The sequence below is a fragment of the Ideonella sp. FW305-24 genome (assembly GCF_058788035.1).
The window spans coordinates 461,441-485,839 of the sequence record NZ_JBYTAI010000005.1 but is presented as its reverse complement, the minus strand read 5'-3'; the positions used below and the strand labels follow the sequence as shown (position 1 = coordinate 485,839).

Sequence of the window (24,399 nt, the reverse complement as noted above, 5' to 3'; positions counted from 1 at the left end):
AACGCGCCATTCTGCTTTGGGCCAGCGCCTCAGCCCACCCCCAAGCGCATCACCACCGCTAACCCCCCACCTTCCGGCGCATGCGCCTCGATGCGCCCGCCATGCGACTCGATCGCCCGCTTCGCAATCGTCAAGCCCAGCCCAAAGCCCTCGACGCCGGCCTCGCCCAGGCGCTCGAACGGTTCGAACATCCGGGTGCGGGCTTCTTCGGGGACGCCGGGGCCCTGGTCCTGGACGGTGATGAGCAGGGCGGTGCTGCTGGCTTCGGCGGTGACTTGCACGCTGGTGGCTTCACGGGTGAACTTGACGGCGTTGCGGACGACGTTTTCGAAGGCGCGGCAGAGCAGTTCGGCGTTGACTTCGGCGACGAAGCTGCCTTGGGCGCTGAACTGCAGGTCGCGGTGGGCTGCGCGGGCCTCGAAGCGGGCGTCGTTGCAGACCTCGGCCATCAGCGCGACCACGTCGATGGGCAGGCGCGGCGGCTGGGCCTGCGTGGTCTCCATGCGCGCGAGCGTGAGCACTTCGCCAACCAGCGCGTCCAGCCGCATGCATTCGCGCTCCACCCGCTCATGCATTGCCGGCATGCGCTCGGGCTGCTGGCGCGCCAGGCCGATGGCGGCCTGCATGCGCGCCAGCGGCGAGCGCAGCTCGTGCGACACGTCGTGCAGCAGCCGCTGCTGTGCGCCGACCAGCTGCTGCAGTTGCTGCGCCATGCGGTTGAAGTCCGCGCCGAGCTGGACCATTTCGTCGTCGTTTTCGGGACCGCGGCGGCGACGATGGCGACGACCTTGCGGCATCGGCACCCGCGTGTCGAGCTGCCCGTCCGCCAGGCGGCGGAAGGCGGCCTGCAGCGTGTGGATGCGATGCGACACATGCCAGGCGGCAAACGTGGCGAACAGGGTGCTGATCAGCAGCGTGGCCAGGATCGGGATCCACACCGGTGGTGGCGTTCGCTCCAGCGGTCCTTGGGTCGAACGCAGCGTGTCGGCCGGCATGAAGACGGTGATGGCCTGGCCGGAAGCGGTGGGCGTGTGCTCGATCAGGCCCAGGCTGTCGCCGCCATGTTTCAGGTCGGTCTGTTCGGGGGCGGCCAGGACCTTGGCCACCAGCTGCGGGTCCAGCGTGCGGCCGAGCAGGTCGTGGCCTTGTGCGTCCAGCAGATAGGGCGGCGGTTTGCCGGCGCGCTTGAAGAGTTCGGCCACGCGCTTGAGCCCCTCGGTGTCGTGCGAGGCCAGCAGCCCGCTGGTCACGCTCAGCACCACCTCCGCGCGCCGCGCCTCGGCAGCCGAGACGGGAATCAGGTCGAACCAGCGCGCCAGCCACACCCCGGCGGCCACCGAGCCCGCCACCGTCACCAGCGCGATCCAGAAGCCCAGGAAGAACTTCCAGAACAGCCGGCCCATCGCAACCTGCATCGCTTCAGTCTCGTGTGAGTTGATAGCCCATGCCGCGCACCGTCCTGATGGGGTCGGCGCCCGGCTGGCAGCTGGCCAGCTTCTGGCGGATGGCGCTGATGTGCACATCGATGCTGCGGTCGAAGCGCGCCAGCGGGCGGCCCAGTGCGCGCTCGGAGAGCTCGGCCTTGGTGACGAGCCGGCCGGCCTGGCGCATCAGTTCGGCCAGCAGGTTGAACTCGGCGCCGGTCAGGCTCAGCGGCTGGCCGGCCCATTCGGCGCTGCGCCGCTCCGGCCACAGCACACCAGCGCCCACGCGCAGCGCGGGTGGGCCGCCGGCCGCCTCGGCCACAGGGTGCAGCCGGCGCAGGATGGCGCGCAACCGGGCGGCCAGCTCGCGCGGCGAGCAGGGCTTGGGCACGTAGTCGTCGGCGCCCAGCTCCAAGCCCAGCACGCGGTCGATGTCGTCGCCGCGGGCCGTGAGCATCAGCACCGGGATGCGGCTTTGCGCGCGCAGCCGGCGCAGCACCTCGATGCCGGTCAGCCGCGGCATCATCACGTCCAGCACCACGATGTCGTGCTGCTGGCTCAGCGCCGCGGCCACCGCGCTTTCGCCGTCATGCGCCATCGAAGTGCGAAAGCCGTCCTGGCGAAGGTAGTCGGCCAGCAAACCGACGAGTTCCACGTCATCGTCGACAAGCAACACGCTGGGGGTCATGAAAGGCTCCGGCGAGGGAGCAAGGCAGGGCGGAACACGGCAGGCATCAACAGGTTGAGGGCTCGCATCTTCGCGCCGGGCCCGCGTGGCCGCGCACTTCCTTACGTTTCTTTAGACTTCCCGGACGCAGCTTGTCGGAGCCGCACTGCAGCATGGCGACATCGTCATCATGCCTTGCCCGATGCCTCCGGCCACCGTTTCTTCCCCTGCCTCTGCGAACCTCTGCCCCCGCTGGTTGGCGCGCAGCGTGACGGGCTTCACAGCCTTGCTGCTCGCAGCCTGCGCCGCGGTCGGGCCGGACTACCTGGCCCCGTCGCCGGACGACCTGACCGTGCCGGCTGATTGGCAGGCCGCGTTGCCGCACGGTGGCAGCACGGCTGGGCTGAAAGACTGGTGGTCCCGGCTCGGGGACCCGCTGCTGATCGAGCTTCAGGCCCAGGCGCTGAAAAGCAATCCGTCGATGCAGAAGGCCGCCGCGCAGATCGGCGCGGCGCGCGCCGCTTTGGCCAGCGCCGAAGCGGCCGAGGTACCCAGCCTGACGCTGGCGGGCAGCGGTTCGCGAGCCAAGGCCATGGGCGCGACCGGGGCCACCAGCGTCACCAACAGTGCCAGCCTGGCGCTGGACGCCAGCTGGGAGCTGGACCTGTTCGGCAGCGTGCGGCGCAATGTCGAGTCCGGCCAGGCCACGGCGCAGGCGCGGCTCGCGGACTGGAACGATACCCGCGTGTCGCTGGCGGCCGAGGTGGCCACCGATTACATCAACTACCGGGCCTGCGAAGCCACGCTGAAGCTGGCCCGGGCGGACGCTGCCTCGCGCGAGGCCACCGCCCGCATCACCGAGGGCAGCTTCCGCGCCGGGGCCAATGCCTCGTCTGACGTGGCGCTGGCCAAGGCCAGTGCCGCCAGCGGACGGGCCACCGTGTTGTCGCAGCAAGCCGAATGCCAGATCGACGTGAAAGGCCTGGTGCCACTGGTCGGCCTGCCTGAAGCCAGCTTGCAACAGTTGCTGGACCAGGGGGCAGCGCAGCCGCTGCAGCCGGCGCTGTTCGAGGTGCAACGGCTGCCGCTGGCGCTGCTGAGCCAGCGGCCAGACCTGGTCGCCAAGGAGCGCGCTCTGGCTGCGGCGAGTGCCAGCGTGGGCGTGGCCGAGGCCGGGCGTTACCCACGGCTGTCGCTGGCGGGCTCCATTGGCCGCAGCGGCGCCGACCTCGGCGGCGCCTCGCTGCTCAGCACGCCCTGGTCCTTCGGCCCCAGCTTGTCGCTGCCGGTGTTCGACGGCGGCGCCGCGCGCGCCAACGTGCGCTCGGCCGAGGCGAACTACGAGGTCGCGCTGGCGGCTTACCGGGACGCCGTGGGCACGGCGGTCAAGGAAGTCGAGCAAGGCCTGGTGCGGCTGGGCAGCGCCGAGGCCCGCGAGGCCGACCTGCGGCGCAGCGCCGAAGGCTACCGCCGCGTGGCCACCGCCACCGAAACCGCCTGGCGCGCCGGCAGCGAAAGCCTGCTGACGCTGGAGCAGACCCGGCGCGATGCGATCTCGGCCGAGCAGGCCCTGCTCGCCGTGCAGCGCGACCGCCTGCTCTACGGCGTGGCCCTCTACAAGGCCGTGGGCGGCGGCTGGGACACCAGCCTGCCAGACCCGCAAGCCACCACGGCAACGCTTACCCGTTGATTCCCATGCAGTTCACAAGACGACATCTCTCGATCACCGGTGCCACGCTGGTGCTGGCCCTGGTGGCCGCAGCCATCATGCTGTGGCCGTATGCCAACAAGGCCGAAGCCGCCAACCCACCCAGCGCCGCGGTGCCGGTGCTGGCGGTGGAAGCGGTGCAGGCCCAGGCCCGCGACTGGCCGGTGGACCTGAGCGCCTCGGGCGGTATCTTTGCGTGGCAGAGCGCCAGCGTGGCCAGCGAAGTGAGCGGCCCCCGCATCGAGGCCTTGCTGGTGGACGTGGGCAACGTGGTGCGCAAAGGCCAGCTGCTGGCCCAGCTTGCCAGCGACAGCCTGGGCGCCCAGCTGCGCGCCCAACAGGCCAGCGTGGCCGAGGCGCGGGCCAAGCTGGCCCAGGCCGAAGCCGAGGCCCAGCGTGCCCGCGTGCTGCAGGACAACGGCACGCTGTCCGAACAGAAGGTGCTGGACTACCAGGTCAGCGCGCAGACCGCCAGGGCCGCGCTGGACTCGGCACTGGCCACGCTGGACAGCCAGCGCATCCAGTTCGCGCACACCCGCATCGTCGCGCCGGACGATGGCGTCATCACCGCACGCAGCGCCTCGCTGGGCCAGGTCGTCAGCACCGGCACCGAGCTGTTCCAACTGGTGCGCCAGCAGCGCCTGGAGTGGCGCGCCGAGCTGAGCGGGCGCCAGCTCGGCCAGCTGCGCGTGGGCCAGCGCGCCGTGCTGCATTTGCCGGGCGGCCAGCCGGTCGAGGCCAGGCTGCGCCTGGTGGCGCCCACGCTGGACGCCAGCTCGCGCATTGGCCTGGCCTATTTCGACCTGCCGGCCGATGCGATGAAGCTTGGTGCCGCGCCCGGCCTCTACGTGTCCGGCGAGATCCACACCGGTGCCGCGCGAGCGAATGTGCTGCCGTCTTCAGCCATCACGCTGCGCGACGGAAACAGCTACCTTTTCGAGATTGGCGCCGATGCGCGCGTGCAGCAGCGCCAGGTGCAGACCGGCCTGCGCGTGGGCGACATGGTGCAGGTGCTGGACGCACTGCCGGCCGGCGCGCGCTTCGTCAATGGCGGCGGCAGCTTCCTGAAGGACGGTGACGTGGTGGAGGTCCGCGTGGCTTCCGCAGCACGTCCAGCTTCGGCCGGGAGCGCGCCATGAACGTTTCCGCCTGGTCCATCCGCAACCCCGTCCCGGCGCTGCTGCTGTTCCTGGTGCTGTGCGTGGCCGGCATGCTGGGCCTGCGCCAGCTCCCGATCCAGAACTTCCCGGACTTCGACACGCCCACCATCTCGGTCACCGCCACGCTGGAAGGCGCCGCGCCCAGCCAGCTGGAAACCGAGGTCGCGCGCAAGCTGGAAGACAAGCTGGCGACGCTGGGCCACATCGAGCACATCAGCACCACCGTCACCGACGGGGCCGTCAGCATCACGATCAACTTCGAGGCCGACACCGACCCCGAGGAAGACCTGAGCGCCGTGCGCAACGCGGTGGACAGCGCCCGCGCCGACCTGCCCAGCGACGTGGCGCCACCGGTCATCGCGAAGGTGACCCGCGCCGGCGACCCGCTGATCACCTACACCGTGCAAGCGCCGCACCTCAGCGAGGCCGACCTGTCCTGGTTCGTGGACAACGACCTCGGCAAGGCGCTGCGCGGCGTCAGGGGCGTGGGTGCGTTCACCCGGCTGGGCGGCGTGGAGCGCGAGGTCCATGTGCAGCTGGACCCGGCTGCGCTGGCCGGCATGGGCCTGAGCCCGGCCGACGTGTCGGCGCAGATCGCCGCAGTGCAGACCGATGCCTCCGGCGGCCGCGGCGAGATCGGCCGCAGCAACCAGAGCATGCGCACCATCGGCCGGCTGGAGACGCCCGGCGAACTCTCCGCGCTGGCGATTCCCGTCACCTCGGCCAGTGGCCACAAGTCCTCGGTGCGGCTGGACCAGATCGCGCGGGTGAGCGACACCACCGAGACCCGCTTCGCCTACGCCGCGCTGAACGGCACGCCCACCGTGGGCTTTCGCATCGAGCGCCTGCGCGGCGCCAGCGAAGTCTCGGTGCGACACGACGTGCGCGAAGCCGTGAAGGCGTTCGCCGCCGCGCACCCGCAGGTCAGGCTGACGGAAGCCTACAACTCGGTGCAGCCCACGCAGGACAATTACGACGCGTCCATGCACCTGCTGTTCGAAGGCGCGTTGCTGGCGGTCATCGTCGTCTGGGCCTTCCTGCGCGACTGGCGGGCCACGCTGGTCTCGGCCGTGGCGCTGCCGCTGTCCATCATCCCGACCTTCGCGGTGATGAGCCTGCTGGGCTACTCGCTGAACCTGATCACGCTGCTGGCGCTGTCGCTGGTGGTGGGCGTGCTGGTGGACGACGCCATCGTCGAGGTCGAGAACATCGTGCGCCACCTGCGCATGGGCAAGAGCCCGATGCAGGCCGCGCTGGAAGCGGCCGACGAGATCGGCCTGGCCGTCATCGCCACCACCTTCACGCTGGTCGCGGTGTTCCTGCCCACGGCCTTCATGGCCGGCGTGCCGGGCAAGTTCTTCAAGCCCTTTGGCGTGACCGCCTCGGTTGCGGTGCTGATCTCGCTGCTGGTCGCACGCCTGCTCACGCCGATGATGGCAGCGTATCTCCTGAGGCCGCATGTGGACCGGCACGCGGCAGGCGAGGACGGGCGCGTGATGCGCACCTACCTGAAGGCCGCGCGCTGGTGCCAGCAGCACCGCAAGACCACGGTCGCGCTGGCGCTGGTGTTCTTCATCTCCACGCTGGGCCTGATCGCGCTGCTGCCCACCTCCTTCGTGCCCGCGGCCGACCGCAGCCTGACCACCATCGCGCTGTCGCTGGAGCCCGGCACGCGGCTGGAGACCACGCGCGACATCGCCGAGCGCGCCACCTGGCTGGCGCGCCAGGTGCCGGAAGTGCGCCAGGTGTTCACCGTGATTGGCGACGCCGAGAGCGACGCCAGCAGCAGCGAAGTCAACAAGGCCACGCTGGTGCTGAGCCTGGTGCAGCGCGAGGAGCGCAGCCGCAAGCAGCCCGAGATCGAGCAGCAGCTGCGCACGCTGCTCAAGGGCCTGCCCGGCACGCGTGTTTCGGTACTGGGCATGGGCAACGGCCAGACGCTGGACATCACGCTGGCCAGCGACGATGCCGCCGCACTCACCAAGACCACGCAGGCCGTGCTGAAGGAGCTGCGCGGCATCCCGGGCATTGGCAATGTGTCCGACAGTTCGGCGCTGCAACGCCCCGAGGTTCAGGTGCACCCGGACCCGGTGCGCATGGCCGAGCAAGGTGTCACGACCGAGGCCATTGGCAAGGTGCTGCGCGTGGCCACGCATGGCGACTATTCGGCGCAGATGGCCAAGTTCAACCTCGCGCAGCGGCAGATCGCCATCCGCGTGCAGGTGGGTGACGGCACCCGAGACAGCCTGGAGGCACTGGGCCAGCTGCGCGTGGCCGGGCGCTACGGCGCGGTGCCGCTGTCCTCGGTGGCGGACCTGTCCATGGGCGGCGGGCTGGCGCAGATCGGCCGGCTGGACCGCATGCGCAATGTCACGCTGAGCATCGAGCTGGGCAAGTACGCCACCGGCGACCTGAACAAGCGGGTGCAGGCGCTCCCGTCCATGCGTTCGCTGCCAGCTGGCGTGCAGCAGCTTCAGACGGGCGACGCCCAGCGCATGGCCGAGCTGTTCACCAGCTTCGGCATCGCGATGGCCATTGGCGTGTTGTGCATCTACTGCGTGCTGGTGCTGCTGTTCCACGACTTCATGCAGCCGGCCACCATCCTGGCTGCCTTGCCGCTGTCCACCGGCGGCGCCTTTCTCGCGCTGTGGATCACCCGCAGCGGTTTCTCGCTGCCTTCGGTGATCGGCCTGTTGATGCTGATGGGCATCGTCACCAAGAACTCCATCCTGCTGGTGGAGTACGCGGTGGTGGCCTACCGCCAGCAAGGCATGAGCCGGCTGGACGCGCTGATGGACGCCTGCCACAAGCGCGCCCAGCCCATCCTGATGACCACCATCGCGATGGCCGCCGGCATGCTGCCGGTGGCGCTGGGCATTGGCAACGACAACAGCTTCCGCGGCCCGATGGCCATCGTCGTCATCGGCGGCCTGCTCACCTCCACCGTGCTCAGCCTGCTGGTGGTCCCGGTCGTCTTCACCTATGTGGACGACTTCCTGCTGTGGCTGAAGCATTTGGCCCAGCGCATGCACCTGATCGGCGCGGCCACACCGCCGTCCGCCACCGGCGCTTCTTCCCACTCTGCTACCTTCACCTCATGAAACCTCTGATCTGTCTCGCTGCCGTCATCGGCATGGCCGCACCCTTGCAAGCCGCGTTGGCCCAGGACATGCCTGGCGAACGCGACCCGAACACCACGCAGTGGGGCCTCGGCCTGGGCGTCGGCGTTGAAAACCGGGCCTATGAGGGCGCGGACCGCAAGGTGCGCGCGCTGCCCTTCCTGCTGTTCGAGAACCGCTACGTGCGCATGGCCGGCCCAGGCATCGACCTGAAGCTGCCGGACGCCGGCCCGGTCTCGTTCGCCCTCAGCGCGCGCTACATGGGCGCTGCCTACAAGAGCGGTGACGCGCCCATCCTCGAAGGCATGGAAGACCGCAAGGGCGGCGCCTGGCTGGGAGGGTCGGCGCGCTGGCATGCGCCCGAGTTCGAACTGCAGGCCGAGCTGCTGCGCGATGTGTCAGGCAACAGCGAAGGCCTGCAGGCCAGGCTGATGCTGTCCAGGGAATTCCGCGCCGGCCGCTTCATGTTCACCCCCGGCGTGGGCGCCACCTGGCTGGACAAGAAAGTGGTGGCCTACGACTACGGCGTGACGGCCGAAGAAGCGCTGCCGGGCCGCCCGCAGTACGACGGCAAGGCCACCGTCAACCTGGACCTGAACCTGCGCACCGCCTACCTGCTGGCCCCGCACCAGATGCTGCTGCTGGACGTCGGCGGCACGCATCTGGGCAGTGGCATCACCGACAGCCCGCTGGTCGGCCGCAACAACATTGCCCGCGCCAGATTCGGGTATCTCTATCGGTTCTGAAAGTCCGCCACCATCTTGCCTGGCGCGTGGCCCATCTGATTGCGGGCAATGGCTGCGGGAATCTCGGCAAAGCCCACCACCTCGGCCACCGTCGAGCGCAGCTGGCCAGCGGCAACCGCTCCGGCCAGCTCGGCCAGCCGTGCCGCGTCCGGCGTCATCATGAACCAGAGGCCACGCTGGCCGGCCGGGGCCCGGGCCGTCACATCCGGCGCCGCGGTGCTGACGATGGCGCCCCCGGCCGCCAGCACCTGCCACGAGCGGTCCAGCGTTTCACCGCCCACCAGGTCCAGCACCAGGTCCACGTCGCGCGCCACGTCCTCGAAGCGCTGCGCGTGGCGGTCAAACACCTCGTCCGCGCCCAGCGCCAGCACATGCGCCCGGCTGCCGGCAGAAGCGGTGGCCAGCACCGTGGCGCCGGCCGCCTTGGCCAGCTGCACCGCCATGCCGCCCACGCCGCCCGCCGCGCCGTGGATCAGCACCCGCTGCCCGGCGCGCAGCTCGCCGGTGGCGCGCAAGGCCTGCCAGGCCGTGAGCAACACGATGGGCAGTGCGGCAGCCTGCACGTCGCTCAGCGCGGCCGGCGTCAGCGCCAGCTTGGCCTCGTCTACCGCGACGAAGCGGGCATAGGCGCCCAGCCCACCCAGCGGGCCCATCACCCGGTCGCCCGGCTGGAAGCGCGAAGCGCCTGGGCCGACAGCCGCCACCACGCCCGCCAGCTCGATGCCCAGCGTGGCCGGCAGCGCCAGCTTGAAGACATCCTGCACATAGCCGGCGCGCACCTTCCAGTCCAGGCCGTTGATGCCGGCAGCCTTCACCGCCACCAGCACCTGGCCAGGGCCGGGCACCGGCGTGGGCACCTCGTCCTGCTGCATCACCTCCGGGCCACCGTAGGCATGGATGCGCATCGCCTGATTGGTCGTTTGGTTGATCGATTGTTGGGTCGTCATGTCGCTGCTCCTGAAAGAGAGTCAAAGGGGTGAAGTCAATGTAGGTCGTCCCATCAGCGAGCGAAAGCCATTGAAAATGGACAGGCTGTCTCACGGATGGATCAGTGAGTCGGCAACAACCGAAAGCCCGGCTCATGGACTGGCTCGCCCTCACCGACTTCAAGCAGGTGGCCCAGCACGGCGGTTTCGGCAAGGCCGCGCAGGCCAGCGGCCGACCCAAGGCCACGCTGTCGCGCCGCGTGATGGCGCCGGAAGAGAGCTTGGGCCTGCCGCCTGCTGGAGCGCGGCAGCCGCGCGTTCCGGCTGACCGAGGAAGGCCAGGCGCGCTACGCCCGCACCGAGCACCTGCTCGGAGAGATCGCCGAGATCGGCAAGGGCCTGGGCGGCGCGCAAGGCCGGCTGCGCGTCAGCCAGAAACCCTGCCCGACACGCCCACGCCAATGCCCGCCGTGCTACTGACTACCCGGCGCGAGCCAGGCGAATGGCGCGTGCAAGACGCCCAAGGCACCGAGCACCGCTTCCAACCCCAACCCCTGCTGCGCCTGTCGTCCATGCTCATGCAGCGCGACGCCGCCCGCGCCGCGCTGCTCCCCCAGTCCATCGCAGCCGAAGACCTGGCAAGCGGCCTGCTGGTGTACTGGGGCACCGTGCCGGGCAAGCCGGTCGAAGTCTGGGCGCTGCACACCTCCCGGCGGCTCGTCAGCGCGAAGGTGACGGCGTTTGTGCAGTGCCTGTGCGAGAGCTTTCCGGGTGGGACGCTGGCGTAGCGGCGGGAGCGGCAGATGGAGACTCGTGTTGCGGCAGATTGCCTGCAATGTCCGAGCTGCCGAAGGTGTGGGCGCTAGACTGGAAGCGGCCGAGCCGCTGGTTGCGAGCGACGGCGCTCGTTGACCAAAGACCTGCGCAGCCTTTGAGCCTCACACGCAATCGAGCTCACATATGACGCCTGTTGAATCTCCCATTGTGTTTGCCTCGTTTGCCGACTCTCGTGGCGTGAACATTTCGCGTTGCACTCCGCGACAAGGCATCGAGCTGATGTTTTCCTTCTACCAGTCTGTGAGGCCTCTCGGTTGCGCAGATCCCGACGGCGACATGCTTCTCTTCCAGTGGGGAACCTACGACTGGGGAACAGGACGTCACTTCAGTCTCAACATCACTCGGCAGTTCATGGAAGCGGGTCTTCAAGACGACGACGCGATCAGTCAGCTGCGGCTCGACTTCCGTTTCGAACCCAATGCAGAGTTGGAGGCTCTTGGCGCGGGCAATCGATGGTGCGATGGGCCGACAGAATTCGCCATCGTCAAAGAGTTTGCGTTGTCGTCGCCGTCGTTTCTAGCCGTGGCGGATCAAACCGTTGGCGTAGTCGAGCTTGATCATTCTTATGTGTAGGATGCAGCCATCCAACCCGTCATTCGAGCGCATACCTTCGGCGCCGCCGGACTCCTTCATTGAGGCATCTTTTTTTGAAATTCTCTTCACCTTGACGAACTTCCGATTCGGGTCGAGGAGCCGACAGCGGGTCAGAGTTCGCGCGCGGTGATTTTCGGTCGATAGCCGAAGGGCGTCTACGATCCTGATTTGGACATCAGTCGGCGACGTTCGCCGCCCGCCGGAAACCTCGCCGACCCCGCCTCCAGCGGCAAATCCAGCGCATTCGTCAGGTAGCTTACCGTGCGGTAGAAGCCGGGCAGCATCAGCACTTCCAGGATGGCCTCTTCGCTGAACCCGGCGCGCAGTGCTTGCCAGGCGGCAGCATCCAGCAATCGTCCTGCGGGCTGCGGTGCACGAGGGATACGGTCTGCGCTGCGGTGAAGCCAGCGTGCGGGCCGAAGGCGGTGATGTGCACGCCCCATTCGTACTCGGAGCCGCAGCGCGCGGTGATGCGGCAGATCGCGATTTCGCGTTGGCGCAGGGTGAGGTGGCCGGGGTCCAGCAGGCCGCCGGCGAAGAACTTGTGGAACAGCCGGTCCAGCCAGCCGGCCAGCGGCAGCACCAGCACCAGCCGCTGGAGAGAGTGTCCATGGCAGCGGCAGTGGCGGTGCAAAAGAGGGGCGACATTCGGTGGTCTTGTGATTTGAAAAAACAGCGTTGAAGTGCACTCAAGTGCGGCTTTTACGAAGTGAGGTCGGCATGCTGAATTTCCGCCATTTGTACTACTTCTGGGTCGTCACCAAAGAAGGCGGGTTCGCCCGCGCCGCGGAGCGGCTTGAAATGGCCGTGCAGACCATCAGCGCCCAGGTGCGCGAGCTGGAGAAGGCGCTGGGTCACCAGCTGCTCAAGCCCGCCGGGCGAGGCGTCGCCTTGACGGAGGCGGGCGAGGTCGCCTTCGCGCGTGCCGAGGCGGTCTTCCACATCGGGCAAGCGATTGCCGAAGAAGTGCGGGAGGCGGCCAATCACAAGGTGGTGCGCTTGTCCGTCGGCTTTTCGGATGGCATCTCCAAGCTGGCGGCGCATGCGATGCTCGCGCCGATTCTGGCCACGCCGTCGCTGCGGCTGGTCTGCCACGAAGGGGAGGTGAAGCAGTTGCTGGCCGAACTGGCGATGCACCACCTGGACCTGGTGCTGGCCGGCCAGTCCGCCCCCAACAGCTCGAACTTGCGGTTGACCAGCGAACGCCTCGTGCAATCGCCGGTGGCGTGGTATGGACCTGCCGCGCTGGTCCGAAAAGCCGAAGTGGCCGAGTTTCCGGAGTCACTCGGCCGGCTGCCGGTGCTCTTGCCAACCAGCCACTCGGCGCTGCGCTTCAGCCTGGACCGCTGGTTTGAAACCGAGGGCCTGCGGCCCCGGATCGTGGGCGAATTCGAAGACAGTGCACTGATGGCCGTCTTCGCAGCGCGTGGGCTGGGTGTGTTTCCTGTCAGCCAGCTTGGCGCCTCGGATCTGGCCCTGATGCACGGCTTGCGCTTGCTGGGCCACTCTCCTGGCGTGTCCGAGGAGATCCACGCGATCAGGTCGCGCCGCGGCCAACACCACCCGCTTGTCGTGCAACTGCTGGACAGCGCGCGCGGCTGACGGCGCCGGGGGGCACAGCCTGGGTGCAAATGCCGCGGAAGCGGCTTGTTCTTCAGGAAATGTGCTGCGCTGCGGGTTCGGTTTTTCCGAACTTCGCCTCACTGATTTGCTGCTTTTTCTGGATGGCAATGCGCCTTATCTTCGGTTCACACCTGAACCAAAGGAGCGCCGTGATGCAGGTTTTATTCAAATCCCGAGATCCGCAAGCCGACGAACTGCGGGATGTGGCGCAACGCCGTGCGCGCTTCGTCTTCCGTCGCCTCGGCTGGCTGGCACCAAAAGCCATCGTGCAGTTGTCAGATGTGAATGGCCCGCGCGGCGGCGTCGACAAGCGCTGCCAGGTCGAAATCCGGAGCGGGGTCGCCGGCACCGTGGTGGTGGCATCCGTGGCGCATGACTGGCGTACCGCCCTGGACAACGCCTTGTCGCGCGCTTTGCGCTTTCTCGTGCGCCAGTGGCGACGCGGGAATGACAAGAGAGCGCTGCGCCCACGCGCCATTTTTCTGAACCACGCTGAAGAGCAGCGTGGCTGAGTCAACGACGCCCGGAAACCGTGAAGGAGAAAGCATGAAGTGCCCTGTCTGTCCTGATTCCACGCTGCTGATGAGCGATCGCCAAGGCATCGAGATTGATCATTGTCCGCACTGCCGGGGTGTCTGGCTCGATCGAGGAGAGCTGGACAAGCTGGTCGAGCGGTCCGCCTATGCGGCACCTGCCAGAAGCGCCGGGATCGACCACGAGAGACAGCCCCGATTCGTCGACTCGGACCATGCGCATGGCCGAAGCCGAAGCCACTCCCGAAGGAAGTCGTGGCTCAGCGACTTCTTCGACTGAGCCCCATGCCCTCTTTCCCCCGGATGAACAACATGCGCTTCTATCACCCTGACAGTCCGCAGGCCGCCGCCCGCATCGTGGCATTGGCCGTGCTGGCAGACCGGGACATCGGCAGCTCCGAACTGGAACTGTTGGACCGCCTGGCTGTTCATGCACAGCTCGGCCTCGACCGCAACGAGTTGCACGCGGTGCTGGACAAATTCTGCGAAGACCTCTTGTCCAGTGAGCAACTGCAATGGTCCGACACCTGCCCGGTGGATGAGCGCACCTTGGCCGGCCTGATGGGCGACATCGAAGACCCGGCCTTGCGTCGAAAACTGCTGCACCTGTGCGTCGAGATCGCCGAGGCCGACACGAGAGTGACCGATGGCGAGGCGATCGTGCTGAAGGCCGCGGTCGAGCACTGGGGCCTGCACCGCGAGATGCTCAGGTGACCGGGTGGGGCGTGTTGTCCACCGGGGATATGGAAGCGCGCGTCTGCTGCATTGACATGGACAGAGGGATTGGAAGATGAAACGCGTTGCCTTGTTCTTGCTGACCAACCTGGCCGTGATGCTTGTCCTCGGTCTGGCCGTCAATGTGCTGGGCCTCAACCGGTTTCTCAGCGCCAACGGCCTGAGCGTGACGGGGCTTCTGGGGTTTGCGCTGGTGATGGGTTTCGGTGGCGCATTCATCTCGCTGTTGATCAGCAAGCCAATGGCCAAGTGGACCACCCGGCTGCAGGTGATCAACGGATCGACCGACCCTGAGCATGCGTGGCTGGTGGCCACGGTCGAACGATTTGCGCGGCAGGCGGGTGTGAAGACACCGGAGGTCGGCATCTACGAGGGCTTGCCCAACGCATTTGCCACTGGCGCATTCAAGAACTCGGCCCTGGTGGCGGTGTCCACAGGGTTGCTGGCGTCGATGCCGCGTGATGAGGTCGAAGCGGTCATCGGCCACGAGGTGGCGCACGTGGCCAATGGCGACATGGTGACGATGGCGCTGATTCAAGGCGTCATGAACACCTTCGTGGTCTTCTTGTCGCGAATGATCGGCTATGTCGTCGACAAGCTTGTCCTGCGCAACCAGAACGAAGGCCCGGGCGTGGGCTACTACGTCACGACCCTCGTGCTGGACCTCGTGCTGGGCGTCGTCGCTGCGTTGATCGTGGCCTGGTTTTCTCGGCAACGTGAGTTCCGCGCCGACGCCGGCGCCGCACGGCTCATGGGGCGCAAACAGCCGATGATCGATGCGCTCGCCCGGCTGGGTGGGATGGATCCGGGCGAGATGCCCAAGGCCATGCGCGCCATGGGCATCAGCGCCCGGCCGGGTGGCATGCTGGCCCTGTTCTCCAGCCACCCGCCCATGGCACAACGCATCGAGCGGCTGCGCCGCGCGGATTGAACGCGGGGTTGGCCCTCGTCAGCCCAGCGCCTCGATCGGCTGCAGCGCCAGCGCCTGGCGCACATGCCGCAGCGCGGACAGCGCGGTGACCAGCACGGTGGCCGCGGCCGCGCCCGCCAGCGGCAGGCCCAGCCCCAGCGCCAGGCTCACGCTGTCCTCGAAGCCCGAGAGGTAGAGCCAGCCCAGCCATGCGGCCAGCGGCAGCACCAGCAGTGCAGCAGCCAGCAGCGGCACGGCGAACTCGCGGGTGACTTGCCGGGCGATGGCGGCGGTGCCCGCGCCATGCAGCCGGCGCAGGATCAGTTCGGTGCGACGGCGGCGCAGCGTGTCGGCCACCAGTGCGTAGGCGCCCAGCATCGCCACGCCCACGGCCAGCAGCGAGACGGCCGCCACGGTGGTGGTGAGCTGCGCGTCCTGGCTGTAGACGGCGGCGCGCTGCTCGTCTGCCGTCTGCGTCTGGTGCAGCAGCGCCGGGCCGTGGGCTTTCCAGATGTCTTCCACTGCCTGGCGCAGCGCGGCCATGTCCGGCCCGTAGACGGTCAGGTCCCATTGCGGCTGGTCGCTCAGCAGGAAGGCCTGCGGCATGGCTGGGTCGCGGCCGGACTCCATCGTCACGTCTTTCACCACGCCCACCACGCGGCGCTGTTCGGTGCCGGCCTGCAGGAAACCGCCGCCGCCCAGCAGCACGCTGCCCACGGCGGCCTGCGGCGTGGCGAAGCCGAGCAGGCGCGCGGCCTTGGCGTCAATCACCACGTGCCGCTCGCCTGGCGAAAACTGCGGGCTGCCGGCCAGCAGCGTCATGCCCCAGGCGTCGAAAAAGCCGGGCGAAACGGTGGTCAGGCGCAGCACCTGGCGCTGGCCGCCGGGGCTCACATGCAGGTCGTTCACGCCTTCGGTGTCGCGCGCTGGCCGGGCGCTGCTGTAGGCCCAGTGCGTGATGGCCGGGTGCTGGCCCAGCGCGGCGGTGAACGGCGCCATGTCGGGCACCTGTTCGGGGTTGACCATCACGCCCAGCCACAGCCGGTTGTGGGTGTCGAAACCGCGGTCCACATGCAGCAGGTGCTGCTGCTGCACCGCCATCACGCCTGCCATGGCCAACAGCAGCAGCGCGCCGCCCAGCTGCAGTCCTAGCAGGCCCTGGCGCACGCGCCGGCCCCACGGGCCTTCGCTGGCGGTACGGCCTTGCAGCGCGGTGGCGGGTGTGCGGCGCAGCGCCGTCCAGGCCGGCAGCGCGAGCGTGAGCACCAGCAGCACCAGCACGCAGGCGGCCAGGCCCGCCAGCGCCGCCAGCGGCAGCGGGTCGGCCACCGGCTGGTTCGGCGGCAGGTCCAGCCAGTTGGCCACCGCCGGTGCGGCCCACCAGGCCAGCAGCAGTGCGCCGGCGGCGCTGGCCAGCAGTGGCAATAAGGCTTCCAGCGTCCACAGCCTCAGCAGTTGCGCGCCATTGGCACCCAGGCTGCGGCGCAGCGCGGTTTCGCGCTGGCGTTGCAGCAGGCCAGCGGCCTGCAGGTTCATCGCGTTGAACGCGGCCAGCACCAGCAGCAGCCCGCTGGCCGCGGCCACCACGCCCAGCATCTGCCACAGCAGCGCCTTGTCTTCCCCTTCGAACGGCAGTTCGCGCAGCGTGATGGCGCGGAAATACGCGGCCTCGCGGCCGGTGGTCCATTCGGCCGGCAGCTTGGCGTACAGCGGGCTGGCCTTGAAGGCTTGCTGCATCCAGCCACCCACCTGCTCGGCGGAGGTGCCCGGCCGCAGCCGGGCGAAGACCCGGCCGTTGGCCAGGAAGATGGCCTGGCGCTCTTCGTCGCTCATTGCATTGGCCTGCGAGTCGAAGCCGGCGATGACCAGCGAGCGGCCGACCATGGGGTTCGCGTCTCCGGCGCCAGGGCTGCGCGGATCGGCGTTCGGCACCACCGCGGTCACGGTGTAGGTCTTGCCGTCGACCTGGATGTGCTGGCCCAGCGCCTGCGCCAGCGGCAGCTCGCCCCAGAGCTTGCGCGCCAGGTCGGTCGAGACGGCCACCGCGTCGCGCTGGCCCAGCGTGGCCCGCAGGTCACCGGCCAGCGCCTGCAGGCCCAGCAGCGGCACCAGGTCCGGGTCGGCCAGCATCAGCAGCGCGGGTTGCAGCCGGCCGTCGATGTGGATGTCCATGCCGCCCAGGCTCGCCCGGCTGATCAGGTCCAGCGGCACCTGGCGTGCCTTCAGCATCTCGGCAAAGGCGACCGGCGAGCGGGTGAACCACGGGCTGGGGTGGCCGGGCGGGTTGCCGCGGAAGTCCAGCAGCACGACCTCGTCCGGGTTTGGAATCGAAGGGTCCGGCTCGGCCAGAGCGAGCATGAACAAGCCCACCAGCAGGCAGGCCGCCTGGGCCAGCATCAGCCCCAGCACGGTGACCGCGGTGGCGCGGCGCTGGCTGCGCAGGTGGCGCAGCGCGTCCATCCACATGGCCTTCATGCGAGCTGCTCCGCATGGGCGTCCACCAGCACGCGGCCGTCCAGCAGCCGCACGCTGCGCGAGGCCAGCGCGGCGTGTTCGGCGCTGTGGGTCACCATGACCAGCGTCGTGCCCTCGTCGTTCAGCTCGCGCAGCAGCCGCATGACCTCCTGGCCGTGGGCGCTGTCGAGGTTGCCGGTGGGCTCGTCGGCCAGCAGCAGGGCGGGGCGGGCGGCAATGGCCCGGGCAATCGCCACGCGCTGCTGCTGGCCGCCGCTGAGCTGGCTGGGGTGGTGCGCGGCGCGGTGCGCCAGGCCCAGGCGCTCCAGCACCTCGGCCACGCGCTTGCGCTGCACCTTCTCGTGCAGGCCGCCGTAGCGCAGCGCGAGTTGCACGTTGTCCTGCACCGTCATCTCGTCGACCAGGTTGAAGCTCTGGAACACAAAGCCGATGCGCCCGCGGCGGATGGCCGCCAGCTCGCGCTCGCTCTTGCCGGCCACGTCTTCGCCCTGCAGCTTGTAGCGGCCGCTGGTGGGCCGGTCCAGCAGGCCCAGCAGGCCCAGCAGCGTGGACTTGCCGCAGCCCGAAGGCCCGGTGATGGCCACGTATTCGCCGGCTTCGATCTGCAGGTCGATTGCGTCCAGCGCGGTGGTCTCGATGTCGCCCGCACGGTGGCGCTTGGTGAGCTGTTGGAGTTCGATCATGGCAAGGCAAGCCGCTCGGCGTCGGCTGGGGGTTGGGAGATGAGGACTTCCTCGCCAGCGCGCAGGCCGGCGAGCACTTCGACCAGGCCGGCGGCGCGCCGGCCCAGTTGCACCGCGCGGCGCCGCAGCACATGGCTGCCGTCGCCTTCGCGCACATAGAGCTGGCTCTGCACGCCCGGCCCTTCGGCCAGCAGCAGCGCAGGGGCGGGCGGGCTGAGTTGCAAGCGCAGGTCTACCGCCTGGCCGGGCCGCAGCGCGGCGGGCATCGCAGCTTCAGGCCAGCGCAGCAGCACGCGCACCTTGCCGGCCTGCACCTGCGGCAGCGCCTGCGCCAGCCGCAGCTCGCCGCTGGCGCTGCTGGCCACCTGGCCGACCTGCAAGCGCGGCAGGTAGAACTCGTCCACATCGACCACCAGCTGCACGCCGCTGGCCGGGTCGTCGATGCGGCCCAGCCGGTCGCCCGGCCGCACGCTGGCGCCCACCTGCAGCTGGAAGCCGCTGAGCTGGCCGGCCATCGGCGCACGCTGCTGCAGCCGCTCGCGGCTGCGTTCCAGCAGTTGCAGGCCGCGCTGCAGGCCTTGCACCGCGCGACCCATCTCGGCCAGCGACTGGGCGCGGATCTCTGCTTCCACCTTCTGGTCCGCCTCGGCCTGGGTGAACAGCCGGCGCGCAAGGTCAAGCTGGCGCCGGGACTGGTCCAGTGCCGAGGCCGACACAAAGCCTGCCGCGGCCAGTTGGGTTTGCCGCTGGTGGTCGGCTTCAGCCTGCTGCAGCGAGGACTGCAACTGCGCCAGCTCGCGCCGGTTCTGCGCCAGGCTGGCTGCCTGCGCGCTGCGTTCCACCGACACGTTGACCATCTGCTGCGCCACCTCGGCGCTGCGCTGCATCAGCAACTGCTCCTGCTCGGCGCTGCGCAGCCGGTACAGCGGCGCGCCCGCGGCCACCAGTTCGCCGTCATGCGCCTGCACTTCTTCCACGCTGCCGGCCTCGGCCGCATCCAGCTGCACCGAGCGCAGCGGCTCCACGCGGGCGCGCAGCGCCAGCTCGTCCCTGAACTCGCCGCGCTGCACCGTGGCCAGCTGGGCCGAGTCAACCACTTTCAGCCGTGGTGCGCGCTGCGAGGCGAACAGTCCCGCAGCCAATGCCACGGCGGCCAGCGCAGCCGGCAACAGCCAGCGACGGCCGCGCGGCGGCAACGCGCGGTCCATTGCGGCACCGCTGGTCGTCGGCTGGGGAGGCAGGTCGTCTGGCTTCACGCTTCGCAGCTTCGCGGCCCGTGCGGCTGGCGCCAAGCCTGCTGTCCGCTTCCGGACAGTCCCCTGGTGCCCGCGGGCACGAGGCTGCGAAGATGGCGGCTGTGCCTGAAGCCGCCATCCTCCTGCTCGACGACGACCCTGACGTGGGCCTCGCCGCCCAACTGCTGCTGCAGCGCCGCGTGGCGCCGCTCAGCTGCCTGCGCCGCCCGGCCGAACTGCCCGCGGCGCTGGACCAGCTGCGCCCGGCGCTGCTGCTGCTGGACCTGAACTTTGGCCCTGGCCGCACCGACGGCGCGCAAGGCCTGCGCCTGCTGGCCGAAGTGCTGGCCCGGGCGCAGCCGCCAGTGGTCGTGGTGATGACGGCCTATGCCGACATCGAGCTGGCGATCCAGGCCCTCAAACGCGGCGCCTTTGACTTCATCACCAAGCCCTGGGACAACGTGCGCCTGGTCGCCACCTGCCGCGAGGCGCTGCAGCGCGCATTGCCGGCCGCGGAGCGCGAAGCGGCGCCCGCGGCGGTGGCCGAGCCCGCGCGCTCGCTGGCCGCGCAGGAGCGTGCCGCCGTGCTGGCCGCCATGGCCGAGGCCGAGGGCAACCTCAGCGCCGCGGCGCGGCTGCTCGGCCTGTCCCGCGCCGCGCTGTATCGCCGGCTGGACAAGCATGGCCTCTGAAGCGGGTCGCCTGCTTGCTGCCGCCGTGCTGTGGCTCGCGGCCGGCGCCCTGGCGCATGCGGCGGGCGCATCGGCCCGCGGCCTGTCTGGCGGGGTGTTGCTCGCGCTCGCCGGCGTGTGGGTCGCCTGGCCCTTGACCCGTCGGCGCGCATCGCCTGCACCGCAGCCCGAACCCGCACCGCCACCGGACACGCGCCAGCTCGCGGTGCTGCAGGCCCAGGTCGAGCTGCTGCCGGTGGCGGCCTGGGTGCTGGAGGCCGACCGCCTGCAGGCCCTCACCAGCCGTGCCCGCCGCCTCGCCGCACCCGGCGGCGCACGCGACCTGGCTGCGCTGCACACGCTGCTGCGCAGCGCCCAGCGCAGCGGCCCGGTGGTGCTGGAAACCGAGCGTGGCAGCGAGCGCTGGCAGCTGCGGCGGCAGACGCTGGCGCTGGACGGCCGCGAGCAGGCGCTGCTGGTGCTGGTGCCGCTGGAAAACGAGCTGGAGGCCGAGTCCCTGCTGGCCTGGCAGCAGCTGGTGCAGGTGCTGACGCACGAGATCATGAACTCGCTCACGCCGATCAAAAGCCTGAGCCAGCTGGCCGTTTCGCTGGCCGACGAACAGGGTGCTGAAGCTGAACTGCACACCGCCTTGGACGCGATTGCCCGCCGCGCCGAAAGCCTGGCGGGTTTTGTCGCCACCTACCGCCGCGTCAGCCAGTGGCCCGCGCCGGTGATGGCACCGGTGGACCTGGGCCCGTTGCTCGCACGCCTGGCTCAGGCCGTGAGCCCTGGCTGGGCGCAACGCGGCGGCCAAGCCAGCTTCGAGCTCGCCTCGCCCAGCCTGCGCCTGCAAGCCGACGAAGGCCAGTTGGAGCAGGCCTTGCTGGCGCTGCTTCGCAATGCCGAGCAGGCCACAGCCGACCAACCCGCGCCACGCCTGTGGGTGCAGGCCCGCCAGGGCCGCGGCGGCCGGCTGCAGATCAGCGTGCGCGACAACGGAAGCGGCGTCCCGCCTGGCCTGGAGCGGCAGATCTTCCTGCCGTTTTTTAGCGCCCGCGAAGGCGGCCAGGGCATCGGCCTCACCGTCGTGCGCCAGCTCGTCAACGGCATGGGCGGCCGCGTGCGCCATGTGCGGCCGCTGGAGGGCGGGGCGGCGTTTGTGTTGAGCTTCTAGCCAAGGGCGAACGCTTGCGGCGCAGCACCGGTCCGGTTTGCCCGCACGAATCCGTACGTTGAATCAAGGACCTTCCGCCAGCGGCGGGGCGTGTCCGTCGGTTCACCGAACAGAGGATTCGAGATGCGTGGATTCATCGTCATGTTGCTGGTGGTCGCGGTCCTGGCTTTCTCGGGCTACGCCACCTTCGGCGAGACCGGACCCATCGGCTGGCTCAACGCCGCGCAGGCCAGCCGCGACGGCAGCTATTCGCGCGCGATCAGCGCCATCGTCCTGCTGCTGGCGATCTGCCTTGTCGTCCTGGGCGTGCTGCAGGTGCTGACCTTCTTCCAGAACATCTGGCGCGCTCGCAGTGGCCAGGCCGCGCCGCCTGCTGTGCCTGCCCCGGTTCGGATTGCTCCCGCTCCCGCTGCGGCAGCCGCCGCGCCAATGGCGCCCGTGGTGCCGAAGCCGGCACCCTCAGGCTGGCGCATGGGCTTGACGGTGTGGGCCGCCTGCATCGCATTGACCTGGATCTGCGTCTTCGCCTGGTACGGCTGGGACTGGCACTTGCGCCGGGCCGACGTCGTGAGCGCGTACGCCCCGCTGCAAATGAGCCGCGGCGGGGACCCGGTGCACCCGGGGAGCGGCAGCCACCTTGCGCTTCAAGGGGGCCTGCTGTGGGATCACGCGCTGACGCGCCGCTCCAGCAAAAGCGGCGGTGCGGTCCAGGCGATCTTCGTGCCGGTGGCCGCCGCCGACTGGCGCCAGGGCGACCGGGTGGATTTCGTCGCGCAATTCGACAGCACCCAGCAGCTCTACGACTTTCAGCGCAGCTCCGGTGCTGCTGACTCCTCCGTGCTGGTGCGTGTCGACGGCGCGGTGCCCGCTGCGACGCGGCCCGTCTTCGAACGCGATGGCGTGCTGGTCGCGGACAACGCGGTGCTGGTGACCGCCGTCGCGTCGCAAGCCGGCCGGCCGGCCGAAGCGGATCTGGCCTTCAACTGGACCTACACGAACCTGATCGGCGGCATCGTTTCGGGCTGTCTGACCTTGCCGCTCCTTGCCGCGGTGCTTGGCCTGAAGCGGGAGGCGTGGATGGAACGCCGGCGCGCGGCGCGAGCGGCACGCAAGTCGAGCTGAACCGCCTTCGGTGCGCAAGGCCCGCGCTCTTCAATGGCATGCTGGGGCTACAACCGCTTCCCGCTGGCCTTGATGGCGTGTCCGGAGGCTTGTGTCGCGGTTCAACGAATTCGGACACCGAAGCAGGGTGACCTTGCCTCGCGAACCATCGTTCGGGTCGGACCTCTCGGTCGGTGTTGCCGAGATCTCGGTGGGGCGGGCGAGTCCGCTACTTGCCCTGAAGCGCCTTCGCTGCCTGAGCTCGCTGAACGTACTGCTGATACGCCGGCAACGCAATCGCCGCCACCATGCCGATCCCCAATACCGCCCAAATTCCGAAGGCTGCGATCTTGACGCCGATGCCATTGGGCGGCGGCGGCGGGCCAAATTCGTTCGCAGTCGCGTCGCCAGCCTTGAAGACCCAGATCAATCCCGCCAGCGGAATGATGGCCAACAGCACGCTCCAACCTGGCCAACCCATGTCGTGCGAACGCCGGATCATGGTCATGACCCAGAACACCATGTAGGGAATGAAAGAAACCCAGAAGACGATGCCAAGCAAGGCGGCGTTGCGGTTGTGAGAGATGGCCGACGGTATCGCGATGGCGCTGACCAGCAGCATGAAGACGAGGTACGCCACGGCGCCATACGCCAGAAAACGCAGACGACCCAAACGGCCTCGCCATCCCCAAATCCTCATCTCCTGGAATGCGCCCTGATGGGCGTTGTCTACGTCCGCGACCTCGGCCTGAGGCGCGGTGTACGGATTGCTGATTGCCATGCGGAAACTCCCTCTGTGTCTTGGCCAAATTGTGGTGCCGAAGGATGATCGTCCTTCGGCGAAAAATGCTGCTGAGTCGCACCCGGCGGTCGACGAACCAAACAGCCCCTCAGACGCTGCGCACGCCCTTGCAAGCCGGGTAGGCTTCACAGCCCCAAAACTCCCGCCCTGCGTTCGCGCCCTTGCGCGCCGTGCGCCTGAGCATCGGCTTCGCACAGGCCGGGCAGGGCGGCGTGGCGGTCGCTGGCTTCTGCTGCAGCTGAGCTTGCGGGGCCGGCGGCAGCGGCATCGTCGCGGAAGCGCCCCGAACGTTCGCCGCCCCACGTACCGCACACGCTTCCTTCCGCGCCCGCTCCACCTGCCGGATCAAGCCCTGCAGCTGCAGCCCGTCGACCAGCCGAACATTGCGCCCTTCGGCAAACGCCTCCGCCTCGCGGCTGAAGTGGCCGGACGTGACGACGAAGCCGCCGGCGGCGCCCTGGGCGGCCATCACGCCGTAGAGCTCGCGCACCACGTCCACGCCGACCTTGTAGGCCTTCCATTGCTTGCACTGCACCAGGTGCTTCTCGCCGCTGCGGCGCAGCACCAGGTCCACGCCGCCGTCCGGGCCGCCGCGGCCGGTTTCCTGGACATTGAAGCCTTGCAGCCGGAAAGCTTCGCCGACCAGGCGTTCGAACTGTTGCCAGCTCATGCCGTTCAGCGCGTCGGCCGACGCGCTTTGGGTGACCTGGGTGACGAGCTTGCGGCGCTCGTGCTGCTTGAAGGCGGACATGGCCGCACCTACCAGGCAGATGAAGGGCAGCAGGTACTGGCCGATGGTGGCGGCGCTTCTGCCCAGCGAGTGGGCGACCGCCTGGGTGACGTCTGCGGGCTTGGCGACGACGGCCGCCGCACCGGGCTGTGCCAGCGTGTGCAGCACCAGGTAGAAGCCCAGCGCCGCGGCCACGCCGGCCCACCAGGGCATCAGCGAAACCAGATCCGCCAGATCGTCCATCGCGCTGCGTTTGCCTCTGCTTCTGGCCATGGCTGCGTCTCCCGAGGTTGATTGTTCTGTGCATTCGGCCTGCGCGATGCGGCCTCGCCAACGAGCCAGGCCCGTCGCCCCACGCGATCCATTTTTCGCGTGGGGTTCGCTCGCGGTTTGTGACTTCTGCACGTTTGCACAGCCGGAACCGGGTGCTGGATGTGAATTTGTTGGCACTTGGTGCGCGGGCGCACGCGGGCAGGTGGTTGTGGATGGTGGATGTAGGTGGTGGATGTGGGGGTGGCGGCGCCTGCCGTGTTTGTCGCCTTG

The 24,399-nt window shown here is 69.1% G+C and carries 23 protein-coding genes and 1 pseudogene; 15 read left to right on the top strand and 9 right to left on the bottom strand.

Annotated features, from left to right (window positions below; translation table 11 throughout):
• Window positions 1–29: 29 nt before the first annotated feature.
• Together AC3WR5_RS16800 and AC3WR5_RS16795 are read right to left on the bottom strand one after the other, a co-directional pair.
• A complete protein-coding gene (locus AC3WR5_RS16800) occupies window positions 30–1,415 on the bottom strand; it encodes an ATP-binding protein (protein ID WP_492485828.1) in 1,386 nt (461 codons plus the stop codon).
• A 4-nt stretch (window positions 1,416–1,419) separates the two neighbouring features.
• Window positions 1,420–2,112, bottom strand: coding sequence for a response regulator transcription factor (locus AC3WR5_RS16795; protein WP_492485827.1), 693 nt, complete (start codon window positions 2,110–2,112; stop codon window positions 1,420–1,422).
• Between the two features lie 247 nt (window positions 2,113–2,359).
• On the opposite strand from AC3WR5_RS16795, the gene AC3WR5_RS16790 reads away from it, so the two are divergent.
• Genes AC3WR5_RS16790 through AC3WR5_RS16775 form a run of 4 tightly spaced genes read left to right on the top strand, consistent with a single transcriptional unit; the run spans window position 2,360 to window position 8,824 of the window.
• Window positions 2,360–3,781, top strand: coding sequence for an efflux transporter outer membrane subunit (locus AC3WR5_RS16790; protein WP_492485826.1), 1,422 nt, complete (start codon window positions 2,360–2,362; stop codon window positions 3,779–3,781).
• Window positions 3,782–3,786: 5 nt separating this feature from the next.
• Entirely contained in the window at window positions 3,787–4,938 is a 1,152-nt protein-coding gene (locus AC3WR5_RS16785) for an efflux RND transporter periplasmic adaptor subunit (protein WP_492485825.1), read from the top strand.
• Window positions 4,935–8,060 carry an efflux RND transporter permease subunit gene (locus AC3WR5_RS16780; protein WP_492485824.1) on the top strand — a complete coding sequence of 1,042 codons (3,126 nt, stop codon included), beginning with the start codon at window positions 4,935–4,937 and terminating at the stop codon, window positions 8,058–8,060. Before AC3WR5_RS16785 ends, AC3WR5_RS16780 begins: the two co-directional genes overlap by 4 nt.
• Complete coding sequence (locus tag AC3WR5_RS16775) at window positions 8,057–8,824, top strand: MipA/OmpV family protein (protein ID WP_492485823.1); 768 nt, start codon at window positions 8,057–8,059, stop codon at window positions 8,822–8,824. The genes AC3WR5_RS16780 and AC3WR5_RS16775 overlap by 4 nt, the downstream gene beginning before the upstream one ends.
• Here the strand turns inward: AC3WR5_RS16775 and AC3WR5_RS16770 are convergent.
• Window positions 8,812–9,771 carry an NADP-dependent oxidoreductase gene (locus tag AC3WR5_RS16770; protein ID WP_492485822.1) on the bottom strand — a complete coding sequence of 320 codons (960 nt, stop codon included), beginning with the start codon at window positions 9,769–9,771 and terminating at the stop codon, window positions 8,812–8,814. The genes AC3WR5_RS16775 and AC3WR5_RS16770 overlap by 13 nt on opposite strands.
• 134 nt (window positions 9,772–9,905) lie before the next feature.
• Here AC3WR5_RS16770 and AC3WR5_RS16765 point away from each other — a divergent pair.
• The 3 genes and pseudogenes from AC3WR5_RS16765 to AC3WR5_RS16755 all read left to right on the top strand — a co-directional run.
• Window positions 9,906–9,986: pseudogene (locus AC3WR5_RS16765) on the top strand (hypothetical protein); the annotation flags it as partial.
• A 234-nt stretch (window positions 9,987–10,220) separates the two neighbouring features.
• A complete protein-coding gene (locus tag AC3WR5_RS16760; protein ID WP_492485905.1) occupies window positions 10,221–10,538 on the top strand; it encodes a LysR substrate-binding domain-containing protein in 318 nt (105 codons plus the stop codon).
• 172 nt (window positions 10,539–10,710) lie between these two features.
• Window positions 10,711–11,160 carry a hypothetical protein gene (locus tag AC3WR5_RS16755; protein ID WP_492485821.1) on the top strand — a complete coding sequence of 150 codons (450 nt, stop codon included), beginning with the start codon at window positions 10,711–10,713 and terminating at the stop codon, window positions 11,158–11,160.
• Window positions 11,161–11,464: 304 nt separating this feature from the next.
• On the opposite strand, the gene AC3WR5_RS16750 is transcribed toward AC3WR5_RS16755, so the two are convergent.
• Window positions 11,465–11,770 carry a hypothetical protein gene (locus AC3WR5_RS16750; RefSeq protein WP_492485820.1) on the bottom strand — a complete coding sequence of 102 codons (306 nt, stop codon included), beginning with the start codon at window positions 11,768–11,770 and terminating at the stop codon, window positions 11,465–11,467.
• 131 nt (window positions 11,771–11,901) lie between these two features.
• On the opposite strand from AC3WR5_RS16750, the gene AC3WR5_RS16745 reads away from it, so the two are divergent.
• From AC3WR5_RS16745 to htpX, 5 genes are all read left to right on the top strand, one after another.
• Window positions 11,902–12,783, top strand: coding sequence for a LysR substrate-binding domain-containing protein (locus AC3WR5_RS16745; protein WP_492485819.1), 882 nt, complete (start codon window positions 11,902–11,904; stop codon window positions 12,781–12,783).
• Window positions 12,784–12,956: 173 nt separating this feature from the next.
• Window positions 12,957–13,316, top strand: coding sequence for an HPF/RaiA family ribosome-associated protein (locus AC3WR5_RS16740; RefSeq protein WP_141287419.1), 360 nt, complete (start codon window positions 12,957–12,959; stop codon window positions 13,314–13,316).
• 34 nt (window positions 13,317–13,350) lie between these two features.
• A complete protein-coding gene (locus AC3WR5_RS16735; protein WP_492485818.1) occupies window positions 13,351–13,617 on the top strand; it encodes a TFIIB-type zinc ribbon-containing protein in 267 nt (88 codons plus the stop codon).
• Between the two features lie 5 nt (window positions 13,618–13,622).
• Window positions 13,623–14,051: a tellurite resistance TerB family protein gene (locus AC3WR5_RS16730; protein WP_492485817.1), complete on the top strand. Its 429-nt coding sequence runs from the start codon at window positions 13,623–13,625 to the stop codon at window positions 14,049–14,051.
• Between the two features lie 76 nt (window positions 14,052–14,127).
• Window positions 14,128–15,003 (top strand): protease HtpX, encoded by an 876-nt coding sequence (gene htpX, locus AC3WR5_RS16725; RefSeq protein WP_492485816.1) that lies wholly within the window; start codon window positions 14,128–14,130, stop codon window positions 15,001–15,003.
• Window positions 15,004–15,021: 18 nt separating this feature from the next.
• On the opposite strand, the gene AC3WR5_RS16720 is transcribed toward htpX, so the two are convergent.
• Genes AC3WR5_RS16720 through AC3WR5_RS16710 form a run of 3 tightly spaced genes read right to left on the bottom strand, consistent with a single transcriptional unit; the run spans window position 15,022 to window position 19,396 of the window.
• The gene (locus AC3WR5_RS16720; protein ID WP_492485815.1) at window positions 15,022–17,457 is read right to left on the bottom strand and encodes an FtsX-like permease family protein; all 2,436 of its coding nucleotides are present in this window, start codon (window positions 17,455–17,457) and stop codon (window positions 15,022–15,024) included.
• Entirely contained in the window at window positions 17,454–18,140 is a 687-nt protein-coding gene (locus tag AC3WR5_RS16715) for an ABC transporter ATP-binding protein (RefSeq protein ID WP_492485814.1), read from the bottom strand. Before AC3WR5_RS16715 ends, AC3WR5_RS16720 begins: the two co-directional genes overlap by 4 nt.
• On the bottom strand, window positions 18,137–19,396 hold the full coding sequence (locus AC3WR5_RS16710) for an efflux RND transporter periplasmic adaptor subunit (protein WP_492485813.1): 1,260 nt from the start codon (window positions 19,394–19,396) through the stop codon (window positions 18,137–18,139). The genes AC3WR5_RS16715 and AC3WR5_RS16710 overlap by 4 nt, the downstream gene beginning before the upstream one ends.
• Window positions 19,397–19,488: 92 nt before the next feature.
• Between AC3WR5_RS16710 and AC3WR5_RS16705 the strand changes: the two genes are divergently transcribed.
• The 3 genes from AC3WR5_RS16705 to AC3WR5_RS16695 all read left to right on the top strand — a co-directional run bounded on the left by AC3WR5_RS16705 (window position 19,489) and on the right by AC3WR5_RS16695 (window position 22,345).
• On the top strand, window positions 19,489–20,067 hold the full coding sequence (locus AC3WR5_RS16705; protein ID WP_492485812.1) for a response regulator: 579 nt from the start codon (window positions 19,489–19,491) through the stop codon (window positions 20,065–20,067).
• A complete protein-coding gene (locus tag AC3WR5_RS16700) occupies window positions 20,057–21,223 on the top strand; it encodes a sensor histidine kinase (RefSeq protein ID WP_492485811.1) in 1,167 nt (388 codons plus the stop codon). The genes AC3WR5_RS16705 and AC3WR5_RS16700 overlap by 11 nt, the downstream gene beginning before the upstream one ends.
• 123 nt (window positions 21,224–21,346) lie before the next feature.
• A complete protein-coding gene (locus tag AC3WR5_RS16695) occupies window positions 21,347–22,345 on the top strand; it encodes a hypothetical protein (protein WP_492485810.1) in 999 nt (332 codons plus the stop codon).
• A 208-nt stretch (window positions 22,346–22,553) separates the two neighbouring features.
• Here AC3WR5_RS16695 and AC3WR5_RS16690 read toward each other — a convergent pair whose 3' ends face one another.
• The gene (locus AC3WR5_RS16690; protein WP_492485809.1) at window positions 22,554–23,105 is read right to left on the bottom strand and encodes a DUF805 domain-containing protein; all 552 of its coding nucleotides are present in this window, start codon (window positions 23,103–23,105) and stop codon (window positions 22,554–22,556) included.
• Between the two features lie 109 nt (window positions 23,106–23,214).
• Window positions 23,215–24,129: a restriction endonuclease gene (locus AC3WR5_RS16685; protein WP_492485808.1), complete on the bottom strand. Its 915-nt coding sequence runs from the start codon at window positions 24,127–24,129 to the stop codon at window positions 23,215–23,217.
• Between the last annotated feature and the right edge of the window lie 270 nt (window positions 24,130–24,399).